Origin of the sequence: Rhodococcus sp. NPDC056743 (assembly GCF_042790355.1) — a bacterium.
GTDB lineage: Bacteria > Actinomycetota > Actinomycetes > Mycobacteriales > Mycobacteriaceae > Rhodococcus_F.
In genome coordinates, this window is record NZ_JBHTZI010000009.1 from 61,732 (window position 1) to 81,845 (window position 20,114).

General features: G+C 63.1%; 17 protein-coding genes. All 17 read left to right on the plus strand.

Annotated features, from left to right (window positions below):
- Positions 1–120: 120 nt before the first annotated feature.
- The 17 genes from ACFRFQ_RS21065 to ACFRFQ_RS21145 all read left to right on the plus strand — a co-directional run bounded on the left by ACFRFQ_RS21065 (position 121) and on the right by ACFRFQ_RS21145 (position 20,078).
- The gene (locus tag ACFRFQ_RS21065; RefSeq protein ID WP_378662475.1) at positions 121–1,752 is read left to right on the plus strand and encodes a UDP-N-acetylmuramoyl-L-alanyl-D-glutamate--2,6-diaminopimelate ligase; all 1,632 of its coding nucleotides are present in this window, start codon (positions 121–123) and stop codon (positions 1,750–1,752) included.
- Positions 1,749–3,248 (plus strand): UDP-N-acetylmuramoyl-tripeptide--D-alanyl-D-alanine ligase, encoded by a 1,500-nt coding sequence (gene murF, locus ACFRFQ_RS21070; protein WP_378661766.1) that lies wholly within the window; start codon positions 1,749–1,751, stop codon positions 3,246–3,248. The genes ACFRFQ_RS21065 and murF overlap by 4 nt, the downstream gene beginning before the upstream one ends.
- Positions 3,245–4,327 (plus strand): phospho-N-acetylmuramoyl-pentapeptide-transferase, encoded by a 1,083-nt coding sequence (mraY, locus tag ACFRFQ_RS21075; RefSeq protein ID WP_378661769.1) that lies wholly within the window; start codon positions 3,245–3,247, stop codon positions 4,325–4,327. The genes murF and mraY overlap by 4 nt, the downstream gene beginning before the upstream one ends.
- Positions 4,324–5,847, plus strand: coding sequence for a UDP-N-acetylmuramoyl-L-alanine--D-glutamate ligase (murD, locus tag ACFRFQ_RS21080; RefSeq protein WP_378662478.1), 1,524 nt, complete (start codon positions 4,324–4,326; stop codon positions 5,845–5,847). Before mraY ends, murD begins: the two co-directional genes overlap by 4 nt.
- A complete protein-coding gene (gene ftsW, locus ACFRFQ_RS21085; RefSeq protein WP_378661772.1) occupies positions 5,844–7,220 on the plus strand; it encodes a putative lipid II flippase FtsW in 1,377 nt (458 codons plus the stop codon). Before murD ends, ftsW begins: the two co-directional genes overlap by 4 nt.
- The gene (gene murG, locus ACFRFQ_RS21090) at positions 7,217–8,407 is read left to right on the plus strand and encodes an undecaprenyldiphospho-muramoylpentapeptide beta-N-acetylglucosaminyltransferase (protein ID WP_378661775.1); all 1,191 of its coding nucleotides are present in this window, start codon (positions 7,217–7,219) and stop codon (positions 8,405–8,407) included. The genes ftsW and murG overlap by 4 nt, the downstream gene beginning before the upstream one ends.
- Complete coding sequence (gene murC / locus ACFRFQ_RS21095) at positions 8,404–9,921, plus strand: UDP-N-acetylmuramate--L-alanine ligase (protein ID WP_378661778.1); 1,518 nt, start codon at positions 8,404–8,406, stop codon at positions 9,919–9,921. The genes murG and murC overlap by 4 nt, the downstream gene beginning before the upstream one ends.
- The gene (locus tag ACFRFQ_RS21100) at positions 9,918–10,724 is read left to right on the plus strand and encodes a cell division protein FtsQ/DivIB (RefSeq protein ID WP_378661780.1); all 807 of its coding nucleotides are present in this window, start codon (positions 9,918–9,920) and stop codon (positions 10,722–10,724) included. The genes murC and ACFRFQ_RS21100 overlap by 4 nt, the downstream gene beginning before the upstream one ends.
- A gap of 244 nt (positions 10,725–10,968) precedes the next feature.
- Positions 10,969–12,156 (plus strand): cell division protein FtsZ, encoded by a 1,188-nt coding sequence (gene ftsZ / locus ACFRFQ_RS21105; RefSeq protein ID WP_138869098.1) that lies wholly within the window; start codon positions 10,969–10,971, stop codon positions 12,154–12,156.
- A 144-nt stretch (positions 12,157–12,300) separates the two neighbouring features.
- The gene (gene pgeF / locus ACFRFQ_RS21110) at positions 12,301–13,056 is read left to right on the plus strand and encodes a peptidoglycan editing factor PgeF (RefSeq protein WP_378662481.1); all 756 of its coding nucleotides are present in this window, start codon (positions 12,301–12,303) and stop codon (positions 13,054–13,056) included.
- 9 nt (positions 13,057–13,065) lie between these two features.
- Positions 13,066–13,824 carry a YggS family pyridoxal phosphate-dependent enzyme gene (locus ACFRFQ_RS21115; RefSeq protein WP_378661784.1) on the plus strand — a complete coding sequence of 253 codons (759 nt, stop codon included), beginning with the start codon at positions 13,066–13,068 and terminating at the stop codon, positions 13,822–13,824.
- A gap of 82 nt (positions 13,825–13,906) precedes the next feature.
- The gene (locus ACFRFQ_RS21120; protein WP_138869095.1) at positions 13,907–14,557 is read left to right on the plus strand and encodes a cell division protein SepF; all 651 of its coding nucleotides are present in this window, start codon (positions 13,907–13,909) and stop codon (positions 14,555–14,557) included.
- Between the two features lie 189 nt (positions 14,558–14,746).
- Entirely contained in the window at positions 14,747–15,034 is a 288-nt protein-coding gene (locus tag ACFRFQ_RS21125) for a YggT family protein (RefSeq protein ID WP_033231443.1), read from the plus strand.
- 117 nt (positions 15,035–15,151) lie between these two features.
- Positions 15,152–15,982: a DivIVA domain-containing protein gene (locus ACFRFQ_RS21130; protein WP_378661788.1), complete on the plus strand. Its 831-nt coding sequence runs from the start codon at positions 15,152–15,154 to the stop codon at positions 15,980–15,982.
- A 49-nt stretch (positions 15,983–16,031) separates the two neighbouring features.
- Positions 16,032–16,295: a hypothetical protein gene (locus ACFRFQ_RS21135; protein ID WP_378661793.1), complete on the plus strand. Its 264-nt coding sequence runs from the start codon at positions 16,032–16,034 to the stop codon at positions 16,293–16,295.
- Positions 16,296–16,558: 263 nt separating this feature from the next.
- The gene (gene ileS / locus ACFRFQ_RS21140) at positions 16,559–19,672 is read left to right on the plus strand and encodes an isoleucine--tRNA ligase (RefSeq protein ID WP_378661796.1); all 3,114 of its coding nucleotides are present in this window, start codon (positions 16,559–16,561) and stop codon (positions 19,670–19,672) included.
- A 58-nt stretch (positions 19,673–19,730) separates the two neighbouring features.
- The gene (locus ACFRFQ_RS21145) at positions 19,731–20,078 is read left to right on the plus strand and encodes a TfoX/Sxy family protein (RefSeq protein WP_378661799.1); all 348 of its coding nucleotides are present in this window, start codon (positions 19,731–19,733) and stop codon (positions 20,076–20,078) included.
- The last annotated feature ends 36 nt before the right edge of the window (positions 20,079–20,114 follow it).

The window sequence follows — 20,114 nt, forward strand, 5'->3', positions numbered from 1 at the left end:
ATCACGATCCACGCGGTCATCGGGGTGTTCCTGTACGCGGTAATCTCATACGTCGCAGTTTTCGGTTGTTCGAATCTGCGACTGCCATGACCAACGACAATCGCCAGGAGTCGAGTGACAGTGCCGAATCGTTCGCAATCGTCAGAGCCGGGTGTAGTGGTGAACGCACGACCGGTGAACCCGATTGAGACGGCGATCACGGCCTTGGCGGAGTTGTCCGGAGCGCGACTCGACTGGCTGGCTGTCGAGTGGTCGGGGACCGGGAAGGCCGTCACTGTCGTATCCGGTGTCGACCTGCGTGCGCAAGATATCGTCTCCGGCGATTTGTTCGCCGCACTGCCGGGTGCCCGTGCGCACGGCGCGCAGTTCGCCGGTGACGCCTTGGCCAGCGGAGCTGCCGCGATCTTGACCGACGACGACGGATTGGCGCTGTTGCGTCAGTTGAACCCGAGCGTCGACCGGCCGGTGATGGTTCTCGTTCACCCCAAGCCGCGGGATGTCCTCGGTGAGATCTCGGCTGAGATTTACGGCCGACCCTCGGAAAAGATGCAGGTCATCGGCATCACCGGTACGTCGGGTAAGACCACCACATCCTATCTTCTGGAAGCGGCACTGGCGGGTGCGGGACGAAACCCCGGTCTCGTCGGCACCATCGAGACCAGAATCCATGGACGTCGGGTTCCGAGCGCCCTCACCACACCGGAGGCTCCACATCTCCATGCCTTGTTTGCCGTGATGGCAGAGCAGGGTATCGATACCGTTGTGATGGAAGTGTCGAGTCACGCGCTCTCTCTCGGCCGCGTCGACGGCATCCGATTCGATATCGGAGCGTTTACCAATCTTTCGCAGGATCACCTGGACTTTCACCGGAATTTCGAAGAGTACTTTGCGGCGAAGGCCCGTCTGTTCGATCCGGAGTCGACGGTTCACGCCGAAAGCTCTGTTATCTGCGTCGACGACGTGTGGGGACGCCGGATGGCAGAACTGGCGTCAGCTGCAGACGTGACGACGGTGGCGACGACGGAAGCCGAGTGCGACTGGAAGGTCGGATCGGTCGATGTCGCAGCCGACGGTTCCCAGTTGTTCGACCTTTCGGGACCGAACGGGCAGTCGTGGCCGGTGTCCTTGCGACTGCCGGGCCGGTACAACGTCGCAAACGCCGCGCTGGCCCTGACGGTGAGCTCGCAGGCGGGTATCGATGTGGCCTCGGCAGTGGCGGCCGTGGGAACGGTAGATGTTCCAGGTCGCGTGCAGCGCATCGACCGTGGTCAAGGATTCCTTGCCGTGGTCGACTACGCGCATAAGCCTGCCGCGCTCGAGGCTGTCATCGCGACGCTGCGCAATCAGATTTCCGGACGCGTCGGGGTCGTTGTCGGGGCCGGCGGTGACCGTGATGCGGGTAAACGCGCGCTGATGGGTGAGGCCGGCGCACGAGGCAGCGATCTTCTGATCGTCACCGACGACAACCCCCGGACCGAAGTGCCTGCCACGATTCGCGCAGCGGTGATGGCCGGCGCTCTCGCGGTCCCGGAATCTGAGCGTGGGGTTGTGCTCGAGGTGGGGGATCGCGCGGAAGCTATCGAACAAGCCGTTCGTTGGGCACAGCCCGGCGACGTAGTACTGGTGGCCGGCAAGGGCCACGAAACAGGTCAGGAAATCGACGGGGTCAAGCACCCGTTCGACGACCGCGAGGTGCTGGGAGACGCGATCGACCGGATCGCGATCAACACAGCGCATGGAGGCACGAAATGATCCCGATGACGCTCTCTCGGATTGCCGAGATCGTCGGAGGAACTCTGCACGACGTCGACGACCCGTCGGCAACAGTGACAGGGACCGTCGAATTCGATTCTCGCAGAATAGGTCCGGGTGGACTGTTCCTGGCGCTGCCAGGCGCCCGCGTCGACGGTCACGAGCACGCCGAAGCTGCGGTGGCAGCCGGCGCGGTAGCTGTGCTCGCCGCGCGGCCGGTGGGTGTACCCGCCATCGTTGTGACGCCTACGCAGACGTCCGGCCCGAGTTCGGTCATGGCACTCGAGCACGACTCGGATGGCTCCGGTGCGGCGGTATTGAACGCGTTGGGCTTGCTGGCTCGTGCGGTGGTCGACACGTTGTCGGCGAAGAACGGTCTCACTGTTGTGGGGATTACCGGATCGGCCGGAAAGACGTCCACCAAAGATCTTGTTGCTGCGGTACTGCGTGATTCCGGTGAGGTTGTCGCTCCGCCCGGTTCGTTCAACAACGAGTTGGGTCACCCGTGGACCGCGCTTCGCGCTGACGAGCAGACCAAGTTCCTGGTGCTGGAAATGTCGGCCCGCGGCGTCGGTCACATCGCGGAGTTGGCGAAGATCGCTCCGCCCAGGATCGGCGTCGTCTTGAACGTGGGTACGGCGCACCTCGGTGAGTTCGGCTCACGTGAGGCGATTGCGACCACCAAAGGTGAACTGGTCGAAGCACTTCCGCCGGCGGCAGAGGGCGGCGTCGCCATCCTCAACGCCGATGATCGCATGGTTGCGGCCATGGCGTCGCGGACTGCAGCGCGGGTGGTTCTGGTCGGACAGTCCGACGGTGCGCACGTGCGCGCCACGGATGTGACTGTGGACGATCAGGCCCGTGCGAGTTTCACACTGAACTCGGAGAAGGGTTCTGCGCGAATCCGTCTCGCGGTTCACGGTGAACATCAGGTCGGGAATGCGCTTGCCGCTGCGGCAGTTGCGCTCGAGAACGGTGTGAGCGTCGCCGAGATCGCCCGCATCCTCGAAGACACGAGGGCCGCGTCGGCTCGGCGTATGGACGTGAGCGAACGCAGCGACGGCGTTACCGTGATCAACGACAGCTACAACGCTAATCCGGATTCGATGCGCGCAGCGCTCAAGGCATTGGTCTCGATGGCCAGATCGGACCGTCATTTCGGCCGTCGCAGTTGGGCTGTACTCGGTGAGATGGCCGAACTGGGCCCCGAGTCGGTAGTCGAGCACGACGCGATCGGCCGACTGGCCGTGCGACTCGACGTCACGAAACTGATTGTCGTCGGCACCGGTCGCCCGGCCCGCGCGATGCACCAGGGCGCAGTGATGGAGGGCTCGTGGGGAGACGAGTCGATGGTTGTCCCGGATGCCGCCGCGGCTCTGCAGGTTCTCGAAGCGGAACTGGAGCCAGGTGACCTGGTGCTGGTCAAGGCTTCGCAGTCGATCGGTCTCTGGACGGTCGCCGAGGCGGTCCTGGCGCAGAAGCAGGTGTCGGAGTGATCCAGATTCTGCTTGCCGCCGGCATTGCGCTTGCGGTCTCGATCATGCTCACGCCGATTCTGATCAAGGCGTTTGCAAAGCAGGGATTCGGCCAGGAGATTCGGACCGAGGGCCCGGCCAGTCATCAGGCGAAGCGCGGCACACCCACGATGGGTGGCGTCGCCATTCTTGCGGGAATCTGGGCGGGCTACTTCGGAACTCACCTCGTCGGAATGGGAATCGACGGGGCCGAGGGTCCGACCGCGTCCGGGTTGCTGGTTCTCGGTCTGACGACAGCACTCGGCGGCGTCGGCTTCCTCGACGACTTCATCAAGATCCGCAAGCAGCGCAACCTCGGGCTGAACAAGACAGCCAAGCTCGTCGGGCAGTTTGTCGCGGCCGTGATCTTCGGAATCCTCGCGTTGCAGTTCCGCGGCGCAGACGGCCTCACTCCGGGCAGTGTCCACCTGTCCTACGTGCGTGACATCGCCACGGTCTCGCTCGGCTCGGTTGTCTTCATCGCCTTCTGCTACTTGCTGGTCAGCGCGTGGTCGAACGCCGTCAACCTCACCGACGGCCTCGACGGACTCGCGGCCGGCGCAATGAGCTTCGTTCTCGGGGCCTACGTCATCATCACGTTCTGGCAGTTCCGGAACTCGTGCGAGACCAGTCCGGTCAAGGGCTGCTACGACGTTCGTGACCCGCTCGATCTGGCTTTGATCTGCGCGGCCGGTGCCGGTGCGTGTATCGGATTCCTGTGGTGGAACGCCGCTCCCGCAAAGATCTTCATGGGCGATACCGGTTCGCTGGCCCTCGGCGGCATGCTTGCCGGACTCTCGATCACCACCAACACGGAACTCTTGATGGTTGTCATCGGCGCGCTGTTCGTCGCTGAGGCAGCGTCGGTGGTGATCCAGGTAGCAGTGTTCAAGTCCAGCCGTCGACGGGTATTCCGGATGGCACCGTTCCACCATCACTTCGAACTTGCCGGGTGGGCGGAAACCACGGTCATCATCAGGTTCTGGCTGCTCGCCGCGATTGCGTCGGCGATCGGTCTTGCACTCTTCTACAGCGAATTCCTCGCAGCTATCGGAGGCTGACCGTGACCGCAGCTGAAGCGAACGACCTGAGTTGGCTACGCGGACAACGTGTTCTGGTGGCCGGTGGCCGGGTATCCGGGCAGGCCACCATCGAACCTCTGGTTGCACTGGGTGCTTCGGTGACGGTCGCCGACTCCACCCTCGATTTTGCCGATCGTTGCGCCGAACTCGGTGCAGACACCACCGTCACGACCAGTTCGATCGAGGAAGATCGTGATTCGATCACGCGGTTCGCGCTGGTAGTCACGAGTCCAGGGTTCCGGCCGGACGCCCCGATTCTGGCAGCGGCGGCCGGACACGGGATCCCGATCTGGGGCGACGTCGAACTCTCGTGGCGCGTTGACCACTCCGGTCTCTACGGTCCACCGCGAAAGTGGCTTGTGGTCACCGGTACCAACGGCAAGACGACCACCACATCGATGCTTGCGTCCATCCTGGAGGCTGCGGGTCTCGCCGGGCGCGCATGCGGCAATATCGGACTTCCAGTGCTGGCGGCGCTGACGGAGACGTCCCCGCGGGTCGAGTACCTGGCTGTCGAGCTGTCGTCGTTCCAGTTGCACTGGGCGCCGTCGGTTCGCCCGGACGCCGGTGTTGTCCTCAATGTGGCCGAAGATCATCTCGACTGGCACGGCGGGATGGCTGCGTACGCAGAAGCCAAGGCCCGGGCTCTCAGTGGAAAGGTCGCAGTAGTCGGACTCGACGACGCGATTGCCGCGGAACTCGGTGCTGCCGCTGAGGCCGACATCGTGGCGGGATTCCGGTTAGGAGTTCCGGCCCGCGGTGAGCTGGGGGTGGCGGAGGGAAATCTGGTCGACAACGCCTTCGGCGACGCCGTGCAGTTGGCGGAGGCCGCAGATATCGATCCGCCTGGCCCGGCCGGCGTCATGGATGCGCTTGCCGCAGCCGCTCTCGCACGGGCTGTGGGACTCGGCGCCGACGCTGTGCGGGCCGGATTGACAGCCCACAAGGTCGGGCCGCACCGCGGCGCAGTTGTCGGCGATGTCGGGTCGGTGCGCTACGTCGACGATTCGAAGGCAACCAACCCGCACGCCGCCCGCCCGTCGATCCTCGCCCACGATCGAGTCGTGTGGGTGGCGGGTGGTCTGCTCAAAGGGGCCAGTGTCGACGCTTTGGTGACCGAGGTCCGCAGCCGACTTGCCGGTGTGGTGCTCCTCGGACGCGACGCCGGCGACATCGAGCAGGCATTGTCGCGACACGCGCCCGAGGTTCCCGTCGTTCGTGTGGTGACGGGGGACGATGCAAAGGTGAGTGAAAATCACAGCTCGTCGACGCGGGTGATTCGGCTGCCGTCCGGATCGGATGCCGATGCCGTGATGACTGCGGTGGTGAGAGAAGCCGCCACAATGGCATCGCCGGGTAGTGCGGTGGTTCTTGCTCCCGCCGCGGCGTCGTTGGACATGTTCGACAGTTACGGTCATCGCGGGGACAGTTTTGCCGCCGCGGTCGGCGCGTTGTCGGGTCCGCCGGGAAGCGCGAACAAGGCTGGGATCGCGGAATGACCAAGGGTCCCAAGACCCGAATCGGTGCCTGGCTGGCGCGGCCGTTGGCGTCATTCCACCTGGTGGTAACCGTCGCAGTGATGCTGACGGTCTTGGGACTGGTCATGGTTCTCTCGGCGTCGAGCGTCGAGGCCTATGCCGCAAACAAGTCGGCGTACTCGATGTTCTTGAAGCAGGCGATGTTTGCCGCCTTGGGTTTTGTGTTGTTCTACGTCGCGTTGCGGTTGCCGATTCGTTCCATGCGGGCGATGTCGTTCCCGGTGTTCGTGACCACCGTCGTGCTGCTTGTCCTTGTTCTCGTTCCGGGAATCGGGACCGAGTCGCAGGGCACCCGCGGGTGGTTTGTCGTCGGTCCGCTGTCGGTGCAACCGTCGGAGTTGGCAAAAATCGCGTTCGCGATCTGGGGCGCACATGTGTTGGCGTCGCGTCGCGGCGAGATCACCACCATCAAGGAACTCCTCGTCCCGTTGGTTCCGGCAGCGCTGGTGGTCTTCGTGTTGATCATCCTGCAGCCCGACCTCGGTACAACCGTCTCGCTCATCATCATTCTTTTTGCACTGCTCTGGTACGGCGGATTGCCAGTCAAACTATTCCTCGCGATTCTCGGAACCGGCGTGGTGTCGGTGGCAATTCTTGCGCTGACCGCGGGTTACCGCTCCGACCGAGTCCGCGCGTTCTTCGATTCGGATGCAGATCCGCAGGGTTCCGGATATCAAGCCCGTCAGGCTATGTACTCGCTGGCCGACGGCGGCCTGTTCGGACGTGGACTCGGCCAGAGTGTGGCCAAGTGGAATTACCTGCCCAACTCGCACAACGACTTCATCTTCGCGATCATCGGTGAGGAACTCGGATTTGTCGGTGGCGCTGCCGTCATCGGCCTGTTTGCTCTGTTCGTCTACACCGGTCTGCGGATCGCGTCGCGGTCGTCGGATCCGTTCCTGCGAATCCTGACCGCGACGGTGACGACTTGGATCACCGGGCAGGCGTTCATCAACATCGGATACGTCGTCGGGCTTCTGCCCGTCACGGGTCTGCAGCTGCCTCTGGTGTCTGCGGGCGGAACGTCGACGGCGACCACGCTGTTCATGTTCGGTGTCGTCGCCAACGCTGCGCGTCACGAGCCGGAAGCGATCGCTGCCCTGCACTCCGGTCAGGACGGTAGGATTTCCAAGCTGCTGCGGCTACCGATGCCGGTGCCGTTTCAGTCGGTCAGGCCGAGCCGGCCTCGCGGCAGTGCGGAATCGAACCGCTCCCGCGGCAGCGCGGAATCGAAGCGCAGGGCCCCAGCAGGGCAGAATGGACGACGTCGGCAGGCGCCGACGCGCAAGACACACAATGCACATGAAGTTCGAGAGCGAGGAATTCGTAGGTGAGCGGTAATAATTCAGCTCTGTCGGTAGTGGTGGCAGGTGGAGGAACCGCTGGTCATATCGAGCCTGCTCTGGCAGTTGCGGACGCCGTGAAGGCACTGGCACCCGACACCACAGTTACCGCGTTGGGAACCGCCCGTGGGCTCGAGACAACACTGGTTCCTGCCCGGGGATACACGCTCGAACTGATTCCACCGGTCCCGTTGCCGCGTAAGCCGACGATGGACCTGGTGAAACTTCCCCTGCGCATTCGAGCATCGGTGCGTAAGACACGTGAGGTGCTCGACGCGGTCGACGCCGACGTCATCGTGGGTTTCGGTGGGTATGTGGCTCTTCCCGCGTACCTCGCCGCTCGCGGTGGGGTGTTGCGCCGCCGTCGCACCATCCCCATCGTCATTCACGAGGCCAATGCCAGTGCCGGTATCGCGAACAAGATCGGTGCGCGGCTGGCGACACGTGTTCTGGCTGCGGTCCCCGGGTCCGGAGTGAAGAATCGCGGCGCAAGTGATGCGGACGTCGTGGGAATTCCGGTGCGGGCATCCATCGCGAATTTCGACCGGGCCGGTCTGCGGGCTCAGGCACGTGAGTATTTCGGACTTCCGCAAGGCGGTCCGGTTCTTCTCGTCTTCGGCGGTTCGCAAGGAGCGAAGTCGCTCAACGACGCGGTGTCCGGCGCTGCCCGGGAATTGGCAGACGCGGGGATTTCCGTGCTGCACGCGCACGGACCCAAGAACACTCTCGACGCCCCGCAGTTCTCGGAGGCTGCGCCGTACGTTGCCGTGCCGTATCTCTCGCGCATGGATCTTGCGTATGCCGCAGCCGATGCCGCGATCTGCCGCTCCGGCGCGATGACGGTGGCTGAGGTGTCCTCCGTCGGACTGCCGGCCGTGTACGTTCCGTTGCCACATGGAAACGGTGAGCAGGAATTGAACGCAAAGCCCGTCGTCGCAGCAGGTGGCGCGGTGATCGTCAGTGACGCCGACCTGACTCCGACATTTGTCGCCGACACCGTGGTGCCGCTGCTCACCGATGCGCCGCGGTTGCAGGCGATGAGCGAGGCCGCCGCCGGTGTCGGACACCGAACGGCGGCGACCGAGATCGCGCGGATCGTTCTGGACACAGCCCGGATCAGCAACACGGAAGCACGCAACAACACCGCAGTACGCAACACAAATAGGGGAAACCGATGACCGCGCTGCCCGCCCACCTCGAGCGAGTACACATGGTGGGTATAGGTGGTGCCGGCATGTCCGGCATCGCACGAATTCTGTTGTCCCGCGGCGGACTTGTATCAGGATCCGATGCCAAGGAGAGCCGCGGCGTGTTGGCTCTGCGGGCGCGCGGAGCGCAGGTCCGGATCGGCCATGACGCCGACGCTCTTGATCTCCTTCCCGGCGGCCCCACGGTGGTCGTCACCACGCACGCCGCCATCCCCAAGGACAACCCGGAACTGGTCGAAGCAGCGCGTCGTGGGATCCCGGTGATTCTCCGGCCGGCGGTTCTCGCGTCGTTGATGGAGGGAAACCGCACGTTCCTGGTGTCGGGTACGCATGGTAAGACGTCGACCACGTCGATGTTGGTTGTCGCCCTGCAGCATTGTGGATTCGATCCGTCGTTTGCGGTGGGAGGCGAACTCAACGAGGCCGGAACCAACGCGCATCACGGCAGCGGCGACGTCTTCGTGGCGGAAGCCGACGAGAGTGACGGCTCGCTGCTGCAATACGACCCCGACGTCATTGTCGTCACCAACATCGAAGCCGATCACCTGGACTACTTCGGAAGCGTCGAGAAGTACGTGCAGGTATTCGACGATTTCGTCGACAGACTGGCTCCCGGTGGCCTGCTGATCGCGTGCCTCGACGATGCGGGTTCGGCGGATCTGGCCAAGCGGATCGTTGCCGCCGGCCGCGACGATATTCGAGTCATCGGGTACGGCAGTGCCGATGCCGCGGATACTGCCGATGCCGCGTTCGAACCGGTAGACGGGGTCGAGGTGGGTGTGCGACTACTCGATTTCCGGGCGCATGACGTAGGCGGCGTTCTGCAGTTCCAACTGGCCGGCGAAAAAGCCGCGCGAACTGTTCGGATGGCTGTCCCTGGTCGTCACATGGCGTTGAACGCACTGGCAGCGCTGCTCGCTGCGCGTGATGCCGGTGCGGAGATCGACGAGATCGTCGAAGGACTCGCCGGATTCGGGGGAGTACACCGGCGGTTCCAGTTCACCGGTCGTGAGCGTGGTGTGCGTGTGTTCGACGACTATGCCCACCATCCCACCGAGGTGCGAGCGGTTCTCGGCGCGGCCGCGGATCTTGTTCGACCACAAGATGATTCGTCGGTGGCGAACTCCGCTGCCGGCCGCGTGATCGTGGTTTTCCAGCCGCACCTGTATTCGCGCACGGCGACGTTTGCCGACGAGTTCGCGGCAGCGTTGGACCTCGCCGACGAGGTCGTTGTTCTTGACGTCTACGGTGCGCGCGAAGAACCACTGCCCGGTGTCAGCGGGGCATTGGTAGCGCAGGCTGTCACCAAACCCGTTCACTACCAGCCTGATCTGTCGCTCGCGCCGCGTCAGGTAGCTGGTCTCGCCGGTCCCGGTGACATCGTCATCACGATGGGCGCCGGCGACGTGACCATGCTGGGCAAGCAGATCCTCGACGCGTTGCGCGCAGTTCCTCATCAGGCTTCGCGCACGCAGTCGCGATGAGTTCGGATGCACGGAGCCGCCGCGGTCGTCGTGATCCGGCAGCCCGGCGTGCTACCAACACTCGGCGGCGGAGTACCCGCACGGAATCGCGCTACTCGTCCCGCACCACGACGCCGAAGCCGGCGCCGACACCGAAATCGCCGTGGTACAAACGGCCGGTAGTGATGGTGCCGTTGACGGCTGTCGTTGTGGTGGGGCTCTTTCTGACGGCATGGTTGTCGCCTGTTCTCTCGGTCCGCGGCACCGAAATCAGGGGCGCGACCACCGTCTCCGAGGAGCAGATCCTGGAACTATTGGCGATCCCTGCCGGCACCCCGTTGATGCGCGTCGACGCAGGTTCAGCGGCGGCACGTGTCGCCGCGATTCCGAAGGTTGCGTCCGCGCGGGTTCAGCGGATGTATCCGTCGACCATTCGGGTGACGGTGACCGAGCGAGTTCCCTTGGTGTTCGTGGATTCGCCGGAAGGTACCCATCTGCTGGACGAGAAGGGCGTCGACTTCGAGATCGGCGTTCCGCCGCCCGGCGTGCCCCGGCTGGTGACGGCAACACCCGGATGGAACGACCCGCCGACATTGGCAGCGCTCGAGGTATTGGGGACGTTGCCGCCGGAGTTGCGGATGCAGGTGGGAGAGGTTGCTGCCCGGTCCATTTCGGATGTCTCCATGACATTGGTGGACGGACGCGTCGTCAACTGGGGTGGTGTCGAGAAGTCGGATCGCAAAGCGGTCGTAACGCTGCCGCTGCTGACACAGCCGGGCCAGACGTACGACGTGTCGAGTCCCGACCTTCCGACGGTGCGTTAGTTCTGGCGGTGCGTTAGTTCAGGCGGTGCGTTAGTTCAGAAGCAGAATGTGCGAACTCACGTCAAATACTTCCCGAAGTTTCGGCGCGCCTAATGGCGGATCGTGACGACGATGCATAGCGTTTGGTTTCAGATCGAATACTTGACATAACTCTAACCCTGTGGTTGAGGTTGAGAGTTGAGATTCACCCGCTTTACCCAGCAATAGACAACAGCGCGTAATACGACACGGAAGGCGAGAGCCGATGACGCCCCCGCACAACTACCTCGCCGTAATCAAGGTCGTCGGCATCGGCGGCGGCGGCGTGAACGCAGTCAACCGCATGATCGAACAGGGACTCAAGGGAGTCGAGTTCATCGCGGTCAACACGGACGCGCAAGCCCTCCTGATGAGCGATGCCGACGTCAAGCTCGACGTCGGTCGTGAACTGACCCGAGGCCTCGGCGCCGGTGCAGATCCCGAGGTCGGCCGCAAGGCCGCCGAGGATCACAAGGACGAAATCGAAGAGGTCATCAAGGGCGCCGACATGGTGTTCGTGACCGCAGGCGAAGGTGGTGGCACCGGAACCGGTGGCGCCCCGGTCGTCGCAAGCATCGCCCGGAAGTTGGGTGCCCTCACCGTCGGCGTCGTGACCCGACCGTTCTCCTTCGAAGGTAAGCGTCGTGGTGGCCAGGCAGATACGGGCATCCAGGCGTTGCGTGAGTCGTGTGACACGCTCATCGTCATCCCCAATGACCGACTCCTTCAGCTCGGGGACGCGGCTGTCAGTTTGATGGACGCATTCCGCAGCGCTGACGAGGTTCTGCTCAACGGCGTTCAGGGCATCACCGACCTGATCACCACTCCCGGACTGATCAACGTCGACTTCGCGGACGTGAAGGGTGTCATGTCCGGAGCCGGCAGTGCACTGATGGGCATCGGCTCCTCGCGAGGCGAAGGTCGTGCGATCAAAGCTGCTGAGTCCGCTATCAACTCACCGCTTCTCGAAGCGTCGATGGAAGGTGCCCGCGGCGTTCTGCTGTCCATCGCCGGTGGCAGTGACCTTGGTCTCTTCGAGATCAACGAAGCGGCATCGCTCGTGCAGGAAGCCGCGCACATCGACGCCAACATCATCTTCGGAACGGTGATCGACGATTCACTCGGCGACGAAGTTCGTGTGACGGTCATCGCTGCCGGTTTCGATGGGGGAGCGCCCGCGCGTCGTCCCGTCGAGTCCACGGCGCCCGGCCGTGGAGCTATCGGAGCAGGGCGCGCCGGCGAGGTCGGACGTTCACCGGTAGCTGCGGAACCGCCTGTGGAGCAGCAGGTTCCGGTTGCGCGCGAGCCCATCGGGTCGGCATCGCTGCCGCCGATTGCTCCACCGCGCCATGTTGCACCCCAGGAAGACGACGGCGATGACGATGTCGACGTTCCCGTCTTCATGCGTCGCTGAGTAGAGCGTCGCGCAGGGTTTCGAGAGCAGGGTATCCAGTTTTTCTGGGTACCCTGTTCTTGATTGATCCCTTAACTCTGTCCGGAAGCTGCCTCGGGATCATGTCCCGTGCAGCAGTGAACATTCGACGTTTGTGAGCACAAAATTTTGAGTACCGAGAACTCGACCGCCAATTTCCGAGTCCGCCGTGTCGTGACCAGTCGCGCCGGCGGTGTTTCGGAAGCGCCGTACGATTCGTTCAATCTCGGTGATCACGTCGGCGACAACGCCGAAGCCGTCGACGCAAACCGTCGACGCCTCGCCCGTGAGATCGGTGTCGAGCCGAATCACCTTGTCTGGATGGAACAAATCCACTCCAGAAACGTCACCGTGGTCACCGAGCCGACCGACGACGTCATCGAGGTGACAGACGCCTTGGTCACCACCGTCCCCGGTTTGGCGCTCGCGACACTCAGCGCAGACTGTGTACCGGTTCTCCTGTCCGACGAGCAGGCCGGCGTCATTGCCGCTGTGCATGCCGGCCGGATCGGTGCGCGTATCGGTATCGTGCCGCGGGTTCTGGCCGAGATGGTTCGCCAGGGCGCCGACGTGTCTCGGATCGGAGCTTTCCTCGGCCCGGCAGCGAGTGGCCGGCAGTACGAGGTTCCTGCCGACATGCGCGCCGATGTCGAAAAGCATCTGCCTGGCAGTGCAACTCGCACTGCAAAGGGCACGCCCGGTCTGGATCTGCGGGCCGGAATCCGCAAGCAACTTCTCGATGCCGGTGTTTCGGGTGTCGCCGAGGATCCTCGTTGCACGATCGAGGACCGCGCACTGTTCAGTCACCGCCGGGATTCCCTCACCGGGCGTCAGGCTGCGGTGATCTGGATGGATCCGATCGTCGCTGCGGAAGACAACTAGGCCACTCGCATGAACGGCGACAATTCTGCACGAGTGGCCGAGATCTCGGCTGCACTGGATTCGGTTCGGTTCCGCCTGGCCGCGGCGTGTGTTGCGGCCGGGCGGCCGGTGTCCGAGGTGACACTTCTCCCGGTGACCAAGTTCTTCCCAGCGTCGGATGCGCGGATTCTGTACGACCTGGGTTGCCGGGAGTTCGGTGAGTCGCGCGAGCAGGAAGCGATAGGCAAGGTTGCGGAATTCACGGCCGCGGCTGTCGGCGGCGGCATCGACGGGGCCGATCCGGTTCGGTGGCACATGATCGGTCAGTTGCAGCGAAACAAGGCACGTTCGGTTGCGAAATGGGCATATGCCATCCACTCGGTCGACAGTGCCCGGCTCGCCGACGCTCTCGATCGCGCCGCGCAGGACGCCCTGTCCAGTGGTGATCGCACTGCACCGTTGCGAGTTCTCATTCAGGTGAGCCTCGACGCCGACCCGACGCGTGGTGGTATCGCGCTCGACGAGTTGCCCGCTCTCGCAGAAGGGATCGAGACCGCCGACGGTCTGGAATTGGCCGGATTGATGGCCGTTCCGCCGCTGGGTTCGGACGCCGACGAGCAGTTTGCTCGCCTGCACGAGGTCCATCAGAGAGTCCTCGAGTCACATCCGCGGGCGGTCGAGTTGTCCGCCGGAATGACCGGAGATCTCGAGGCTGCGGTTCGCCACGGATCGACTTGCGTGCGTGTCGGAACCGCACTGCTCGGCTCACGACCAGTAATCTCGAAATGATCGCTCTGGTGATCGCCCAACCCGTCCACACCGCGACCGGTCGCAGTCGGAGACAATCCGCCGCGCCAAGGAAGGTCGATCAATGAGCAACCTGCACAAGTTCAAGGCTTATTTCGGCATGGTTCCCCTCGACGACTACGAGGACGAGTACGTAGAAGAACCCGATCAGGCTCGTCGCGCACCTCGTCGTAGCCATGACGGCTACGCCGAACGCGATGACCGCGAGTTTGCCGAGCCGGCTTTCTCGAAGGCCGGCTACGCGCCCAGCCGTCGGGATGAGGAAGAAGCCGAGTTCGATCGCTACGAGTCGCGTCCGAGAATGGACACAGTCGCCTCCCGCGCACCTCGTCCGTCGATGGCACCTCGTCCCACGAGCCGGGGCAATCTTGCAGTTGACGCCCGCGCAGAGCGCCCCGAGGCTCGCCGCGCGCCCGCAGTCGACGACGGCGGCCCGCTGGCCAAGATCACGACCTTGCGTCCGCAGAGCTACGCGGAAGCCCGCACGATCGGTGAGCGCTTCCGCGACGGCACGCCGGTCATCATGGATTTGGTCGACATGAGTAACGCCGACGCGAAGCGCCTGGTCGACTTCGCCGCCGGTCTCGCATTCGCGCTGCGCGGCTCGTTCGACAAGGTAGCCACCAAAGTGTTTCTTCTCTCACCGGCCGACATCGACGTTTCCGCCGAGGAGCGTCGTCGTATCGCGGAGACGGGCTTCTACAGTCAGAAATGATGCTCTCGATCGCTGATAGTTCGTTGAACAGCCGAAATGCTGGACATTCTGTTGCGCTGGGGCCTGTGCAGGGGTCGCATGCCAGGGGTGTTCACGGTCGCGGCTTGGTGAGTTCGAAGCCTCGTTATCCGGCCTCGGATGGCGAGTGTCTGTTTTGGACGCGACGCAGAAGTCAGGCAGAGTGAGGGTGTGAACGCGCTTTTCGATGTGATCTACCTCGTGCTGGTTGTGTTTTGGCTTTTGCTGATCGGCAGAGTGATTGTCGAGTTCGTTCGTTCGTTCGCCAGAGACTGGCGTCCGTCGGGAGTGGTCGCCATCATTCTCGAAACCGTTTTTACGATCACCGATCCGCCGGTGAAGCTTCTCCGTAGGTTGATCCCCCCGATCAACCTGGGTGGGGTTCGCTTGGATCTATCCATCATGGTCTTGCTTTTCATCGTCATCATCCTGATGTCGGTTGTCGGCTCGGCCCGGTAATTGAGTGGGGTGTGCCAGAATGGAACCCATAACTCGCGTAGTGGTTAGCTGCTACGCACACCGAGCTGTAACTGAATGCTTGCTTGACCGCCAAATGACGCGTGAAGGGATCCTTCCATGCCGCAACTGACTCCAGCTGACGTGCACAACGTTGCGTTCAGCAAGCCGCCTATCGGCAAGCGTGGCTACAACGAAGACGAGGTCGACGCATTTCTTGATCTCGTCGAGCAGGCGCTCTCGCAGCTCATCGAGGAAAATGCAGATCTGCAACAGCGAGTTAGCGAGCTGGATCAGGAACTTGCTGCTGCAAAGAAGGCGCCGGCCCCGGCTGCCAATGCAGGTGCCCCGGTAGCGCAGCCCAAGCCCGAACCGGCTCGCGTGGTCGAGGCTCCCAAGCCCGCTCCCGTTGTGGCGCCGGTGCCCGTGGCTGCTGCTGCTCAGTCTCCGCAGAGCGGCGACACCCACATGCAGGCAGCCAAGGTTCTCGGCCTGGCTCAGGAGATGGCCGATCGCCTCACCGGCGACGCCAAGGCAGAGTCCGAGCAGTTGCTCGGCAGTGCCCGCACCAACTCCGAGCAGCTGATGAGCGAGGCTCGCAGCAAGGCTGACGGCATGATCGCGGACGCTCGCAACAAGTCGGAAGCAATGCTCACCGACGCGCAGACTCGCTCCGAGACTCAGCTTCGCCAGGCTCAGGAGAAGGCCGATGCTCTCAAGGCGGACGCCGAGAAGAAGCACACCGAGATCATGGCGACCATCAACCAGCAGCGATCGGTCCTCGAAGGCCGTATCGAGCAGCTCAAGACGTTCGAGCGTGAATACCGGGTGCGTCTCAAGTCCTACCTGGAGTCGCAGCTCGAAGAGCTCGAACAGCGTGGTTCCGCGGTGCCGGTCGACGGTGGCCAGGAGTCCTTCAGCAGTCCGTCGTTCGCAAAGGGAAACAGCTGACCGAGGGATTCTCGACAGGTCAGTGCCGACATCGGGTAGAGGTTGACACGTGCTGGTCGTGACGATAGGACTCGCGGCGGCAGGGTTTGCCTTCCTGATCATCGCGCTGACCACCGGGTCGATTATCTGGGCGTGGGCGTGTATTGCAATTTGTTTGGCGGGTGCCGTCCTCCTGCTGGTCAGTGCGTTGACCGGTAAGAGGGCGGTTCTGCCGTTGGGCGAGCCGGATACAGTCGCCGACGCTGACTCACCGGACAGCACGGATTTGCCGAAAAACCACGGCGAGTCGGCAAACGAAAACGGCGAGCATTAGACTGTTCGTCAGCAACTACAGGCGATGAACCGGCAATCACCGGGGAGCCTTCGGAAGAACGGTGTCCAGACAGGTAAGCGCCTGTCAGACGCTCAGTAGAACCGAACGGGTGAGCCCGTCACAGCTCGCGAAGAGAGGCAACTCGGAAAGCTCGGTACACATCGCCGGGATTCACGGGTTGCAAGCGGGGTGGTACCGCGGTACGTACGCAGAGGCGCACATATCGTCCCCGTGCCGAGTAGGACAGGCACGAGGAGATCGCAGTGGCGAATAACGGGTATCCCAAAGTCGATTACGACGTCCCCGCCGACGCCGGAGTCAAATTTCCGGCTCTGGAGCAGAAGGTCCTGAAAGAGTGGGCCGACGACGACACGTTCCGGGCATCGGTCAGCAATCGCGACGGCAACGAGGAGTTTGTCTTCTACGACGGTCCTCCGTTTGCCAACGGCTTGCCCCACTACGGCCACCTTCTGACGGGGTACGTCAAGGACCTGGTGCCTCGCTTCCAGACGATGCGCGGACGCAAGGTGGAGCGCCGATTCGGCTGGGATTGCCACGGCCTGCCCGCGGAACTCGAGGCAGAAAAGCAGCTCGGCATCAAGGACAAATCCGAGATCGATGTCATGGGCCTCGCCAAGTTCAACGAGTACTGCAAGGCGTCGGTTCTCAAGTACACCGACGAGTGGCGTGAGTACGTCACCCGGCAGGCTCGTTGGGTCGACTTCGACAACGACTACAAGACCCTGGACCTCGACTTCATGGAGTCGGTCATGTGGGCGTTCAAGGAACTCTTCGACAAGGGCCTGATCTACCAGGGCTTCCGGGTTCTTCCGTACAGCTGGTACGAGCAGACGCCGCTGTCCAACCAGGAAACCCGTCTCGACGACGCGTACAAGATGCGTCAGGATCCGGCGGTCACGGTCGAGATGCCGCTGGTGGCTGCCGGCTCCCCGCTCGACGGCGCGAATGCGATCATCTGGACCACTACGCCGTGGACGCTGCCGTCCAACCTTGCTTTGGCTGTTCACCCCGACATCGACTATGTCCAGGTTCTCGGTCAAGACGGCAAGCGTTACGTGCTCGCCGAAGCTCGGGTTGCTCACTACGCCCGTGAACTGGGGGACGAGCCTGAGGTCGTGTCCCGGCACAAGGGAAGCGAACTGGTCGGCCTGTCGTACACGCCGCCGTTCGACTTCTTCGTCGGGCACCCGAACGCTCACGTCGTACTGTCGGCCGACTACGTCACCACCGATTCGGGTACCGGAATCGTCCACCTCGCACCGGCTTTCGGTGAAGAGGATATGGATGTCGCCACTGCAAACGGCATCGAAGTCGTCCAGCCTCTCGATCCCGGTGGAAAGTTCACGTCGATGGTGCCGCCGTACGAGGGCCTGATGGTGTTCGACGCCAACCCCGTCATCATCAAGGATCTCAAAGCGGCCGGAAAGCTGTTGCGGCACGAGACGATCGAGCACTCGTACCCGCACAGTTGGCGCAGTGGTCAGCCGCTCATCTACATGGCGGTTCCGTCGTGGTTCGTGGCTGTCACCAAGTTCCGTGACCGGATGGTCGAACTCAACCAGGACATCACCTGGGTTCCCGAGCACATCCGCGACGGTCAGTTCGGCAAGTGGCTCGAAGGTGCCCGCGACTGGAACATCAGCCGAAACCGCTACTGGGGCAGCCCCATCCCGGTGTGGGTCTCGGACGATCCGCAGTACCCGCGTACCGACGTCTACGGTTCGTTGGATCAGTTGGAGGCAGACTTCGGTGTGCGCCCGACCGACCTGCACCGTCCGATGATCGACGATCTGGTGCGCCCGAACCCGGACGACCCGACCGGCAAGTCGATGATGCGTCGAGTTCCCGAGGTGCTGGACTGCTGGTTCGAATCCGGTTCGATGCCGTACGCCCAGGTGCATTACCCCTTCGAGAACCGTGACTGGTTCGAGAGCCACTACCCGGGTGACTTCATCGTCGAGTACAACGGTCAGACTCGTGGCTGGTTCTACACCCTGCACGTTCTCGCGACGGCTCTGTTCGATCGGCCGGCGTTCAAAACTGTTGCAGCCCACGGCATCGTCCTCGGTGACGACGGACTCAAGATGAGCAAGTCCAAGGGTAACTACCCGGACGTCAAGGAGGTGTTCGACCGCGACGGCAGTGATGCCATGCGCTGGTTCCTCATGTCCTCGCCCATCTTGCGTGGCGGCAACCTGGTCGTGACGGAACAGGGCATCCGTGAAGGTGTGCGTCAGGCCTTGCTTCCGTTGTGGAATGCCTGGAGCTTCCTGCAGTTGTACGCACCGGAATGTGGTGTGTGGCGCACGGATTCGGAGAACATCCTCGACAAGTACATCCTCGCGAAGCTTGCGGGCACACGTGACGTCATCACCGACGCTCTCGAGGCCAACGACATCGCGGGGGCCTGCGACGAGCTTCGGTTGTTCTGTGATGCGCTCACCAATTGGTATGTGCGACGGTCACGTTCACGTTTCTGGGACGAGGACCGTGATGCCATCGACACGCTCCACACTGTGCTCGAGGTTGTGACGCGTCTGGCTGCGCCCTTGCTGCCGCTGGTGTCCGAGGTGATCTGGCGTGGATTGACCGGGGAACGTTCGGTGCATCTTGCCGATTGGCCGACGGAGTCCGAGTTGCCTGCCGATCCGGAACTCGTTTCGGCCATGGACGACGTGCGCACGGTCTGCTCGACGGTTTTGAGCCTGCGTAAGGCGCAGAATCTGCGTGTTCGTCTGCCGCTGCCCGAGGTCACGGTAGCGGCGCCGGATGCCGAGCGCCTGCGTCCGTTCCTCGGACTGATCGCTGACGAGGTCAACGTCAAGAAGGTTGATCTGACCGAGGACGTCGACGTACACGGTCGGTTCGAGATTGCGGTCAACGCACGTGCCGCGGGTCCGCGTCTGGGCAAGTCCGTGCAGACGGTCATCAAGGCCGTCAAGGCCGGCGACTGGACCGAAAACGCCGACGGTGTGGTGGTTGCCGCCGGCATCGAGCTCCTGCCCGAGGAGTACACGCAGAAACTGGTTGCAGCCGAGCCTGATTCGACGGCAGCACTGCCCAATGGCGCGGGACTTGTCGTGCTCGATTCCGTCGTGACGGAAGAGCTCGAGGCTGAGGGTTGGGCCAAGGACAGGATCCGTCAACTCCAGGATGCGCGACGCGCTGCGGGACTCGATGTCTCGGATCGCATCAACGTCGTGCTCGAGGTGCCCGAGGATCGCAAGGACTGGGCTGACCGCCATCGCGACCTGATCGCCGGTGAGGTTCTGGCCACGTCGTTCACGATCGGCGAGGCGGGGGACAGCGCCGTCGATCTCGGCGACGGTATCCGCGCGGCGATCACGAAGGTCTAGCAGGCACGCCTACTCCGGTGCCCCGAAATATGTCGGAGCACCGGAGTAGTTTGCTGTCATGGGCACGAGCAAGGAAACCGTCGCACGCATTCTCGAGCAGCTGGAGCCGCTCGATGTCCGTGCGCGGGCCATGTTCGGCGAGTACGGCCTGTACTGCGACGAAAAGGTTGTGGGTTTGATCTGCGGTGACGTTCTGTTCGTCAAGCCAACCGAGGTCAGCGCGGAGTTCGGATCGGACGCCGACCTCGCTCCGCCGTACCCAGGTGCAAAGCCGTATTACCGGGTTCCGGAAGAGCGGTTTCACGATGTGGATCGGCTACACGCGTTCATCCAGCGAACAGCTGACGCGCTTGAACTGCCCAAGAAGAAGTCTTCAAAGAAGGTCAAGCCGAAGGTCCAGAAGTAATCCTCTACCCGCCGAGATCGAGAACCGTAACCGCCG

What these genes read in the sequence shown, in the direction of transcription:
- ACFRFQ_RS21145 (WP_378661799.1), top strand. Translation starts at nt 19,731, where the DNA reads ATGGGCACGAGCAAGGAAACCGTCGCACGCATTCTCGAGCAGCTGGAG.
- murF (WP_378661766.1), top strand. Translation starts at nt 1,749, where the DNA reads ATGATCCCGATGACGCTCTCTCGGATTGCCGAGATCGTCGGAGGAACT.
- ftsZ (WP_138869098.1), top strand. Translation starts at nt 10,969, where the DNA reads ATGACGCCCCCGCACAACTACCTCGCCGTAATCAAGGTCGTCGGCATC.
- ACFRFQ_RS21100 (WP_378661780.1), top strand. Translation starts at nt 9,918, where the DNA reads ATGAGTTCGGATGCACGGAGCCGCCGCGGTCGTCGTGATCCGGCAGCC.
- ACFRFQ_RS21115 (WP_378661784.1), top strand. Translation starts at nt 13,066, where the DNA reads ATGAACGGCGACAATTCTGCACGAGTGGCCGAGATCTCGGCTGCACTG.
- murC (WP_378661778.1), top strand. Translation starts at nt 8,404, where the DNA reads ATGACCGCGCTGCCCGCCCACCTCGAGCGAGTACACATGGTGGGTATA.
- ACFRFQ_RS21130 (WP_378661788.1), top strand. Translation starts at nt 15,152, where the DNA reads ATGCCGCAACTGACTCCAGCTGACGTGCACAACGTTGCGTTCAGCAAG.
- ACFRFQ_RS21120 (WP_138869095.1), top strand. Translation starts at nt 13,907, where the DNA reads ATGAGCAACCTGCACAAGTTCAAGGCTTATTTCGGCATGGTTCCCCTC.
- ftsW (WP_378661772.1), top strand. Translation starts at nt 5,844, where the DNA reads ATGACCAAGGGTCCCAAGACCCGAATCGGTGCCTGGCTGGCGCGGCCG.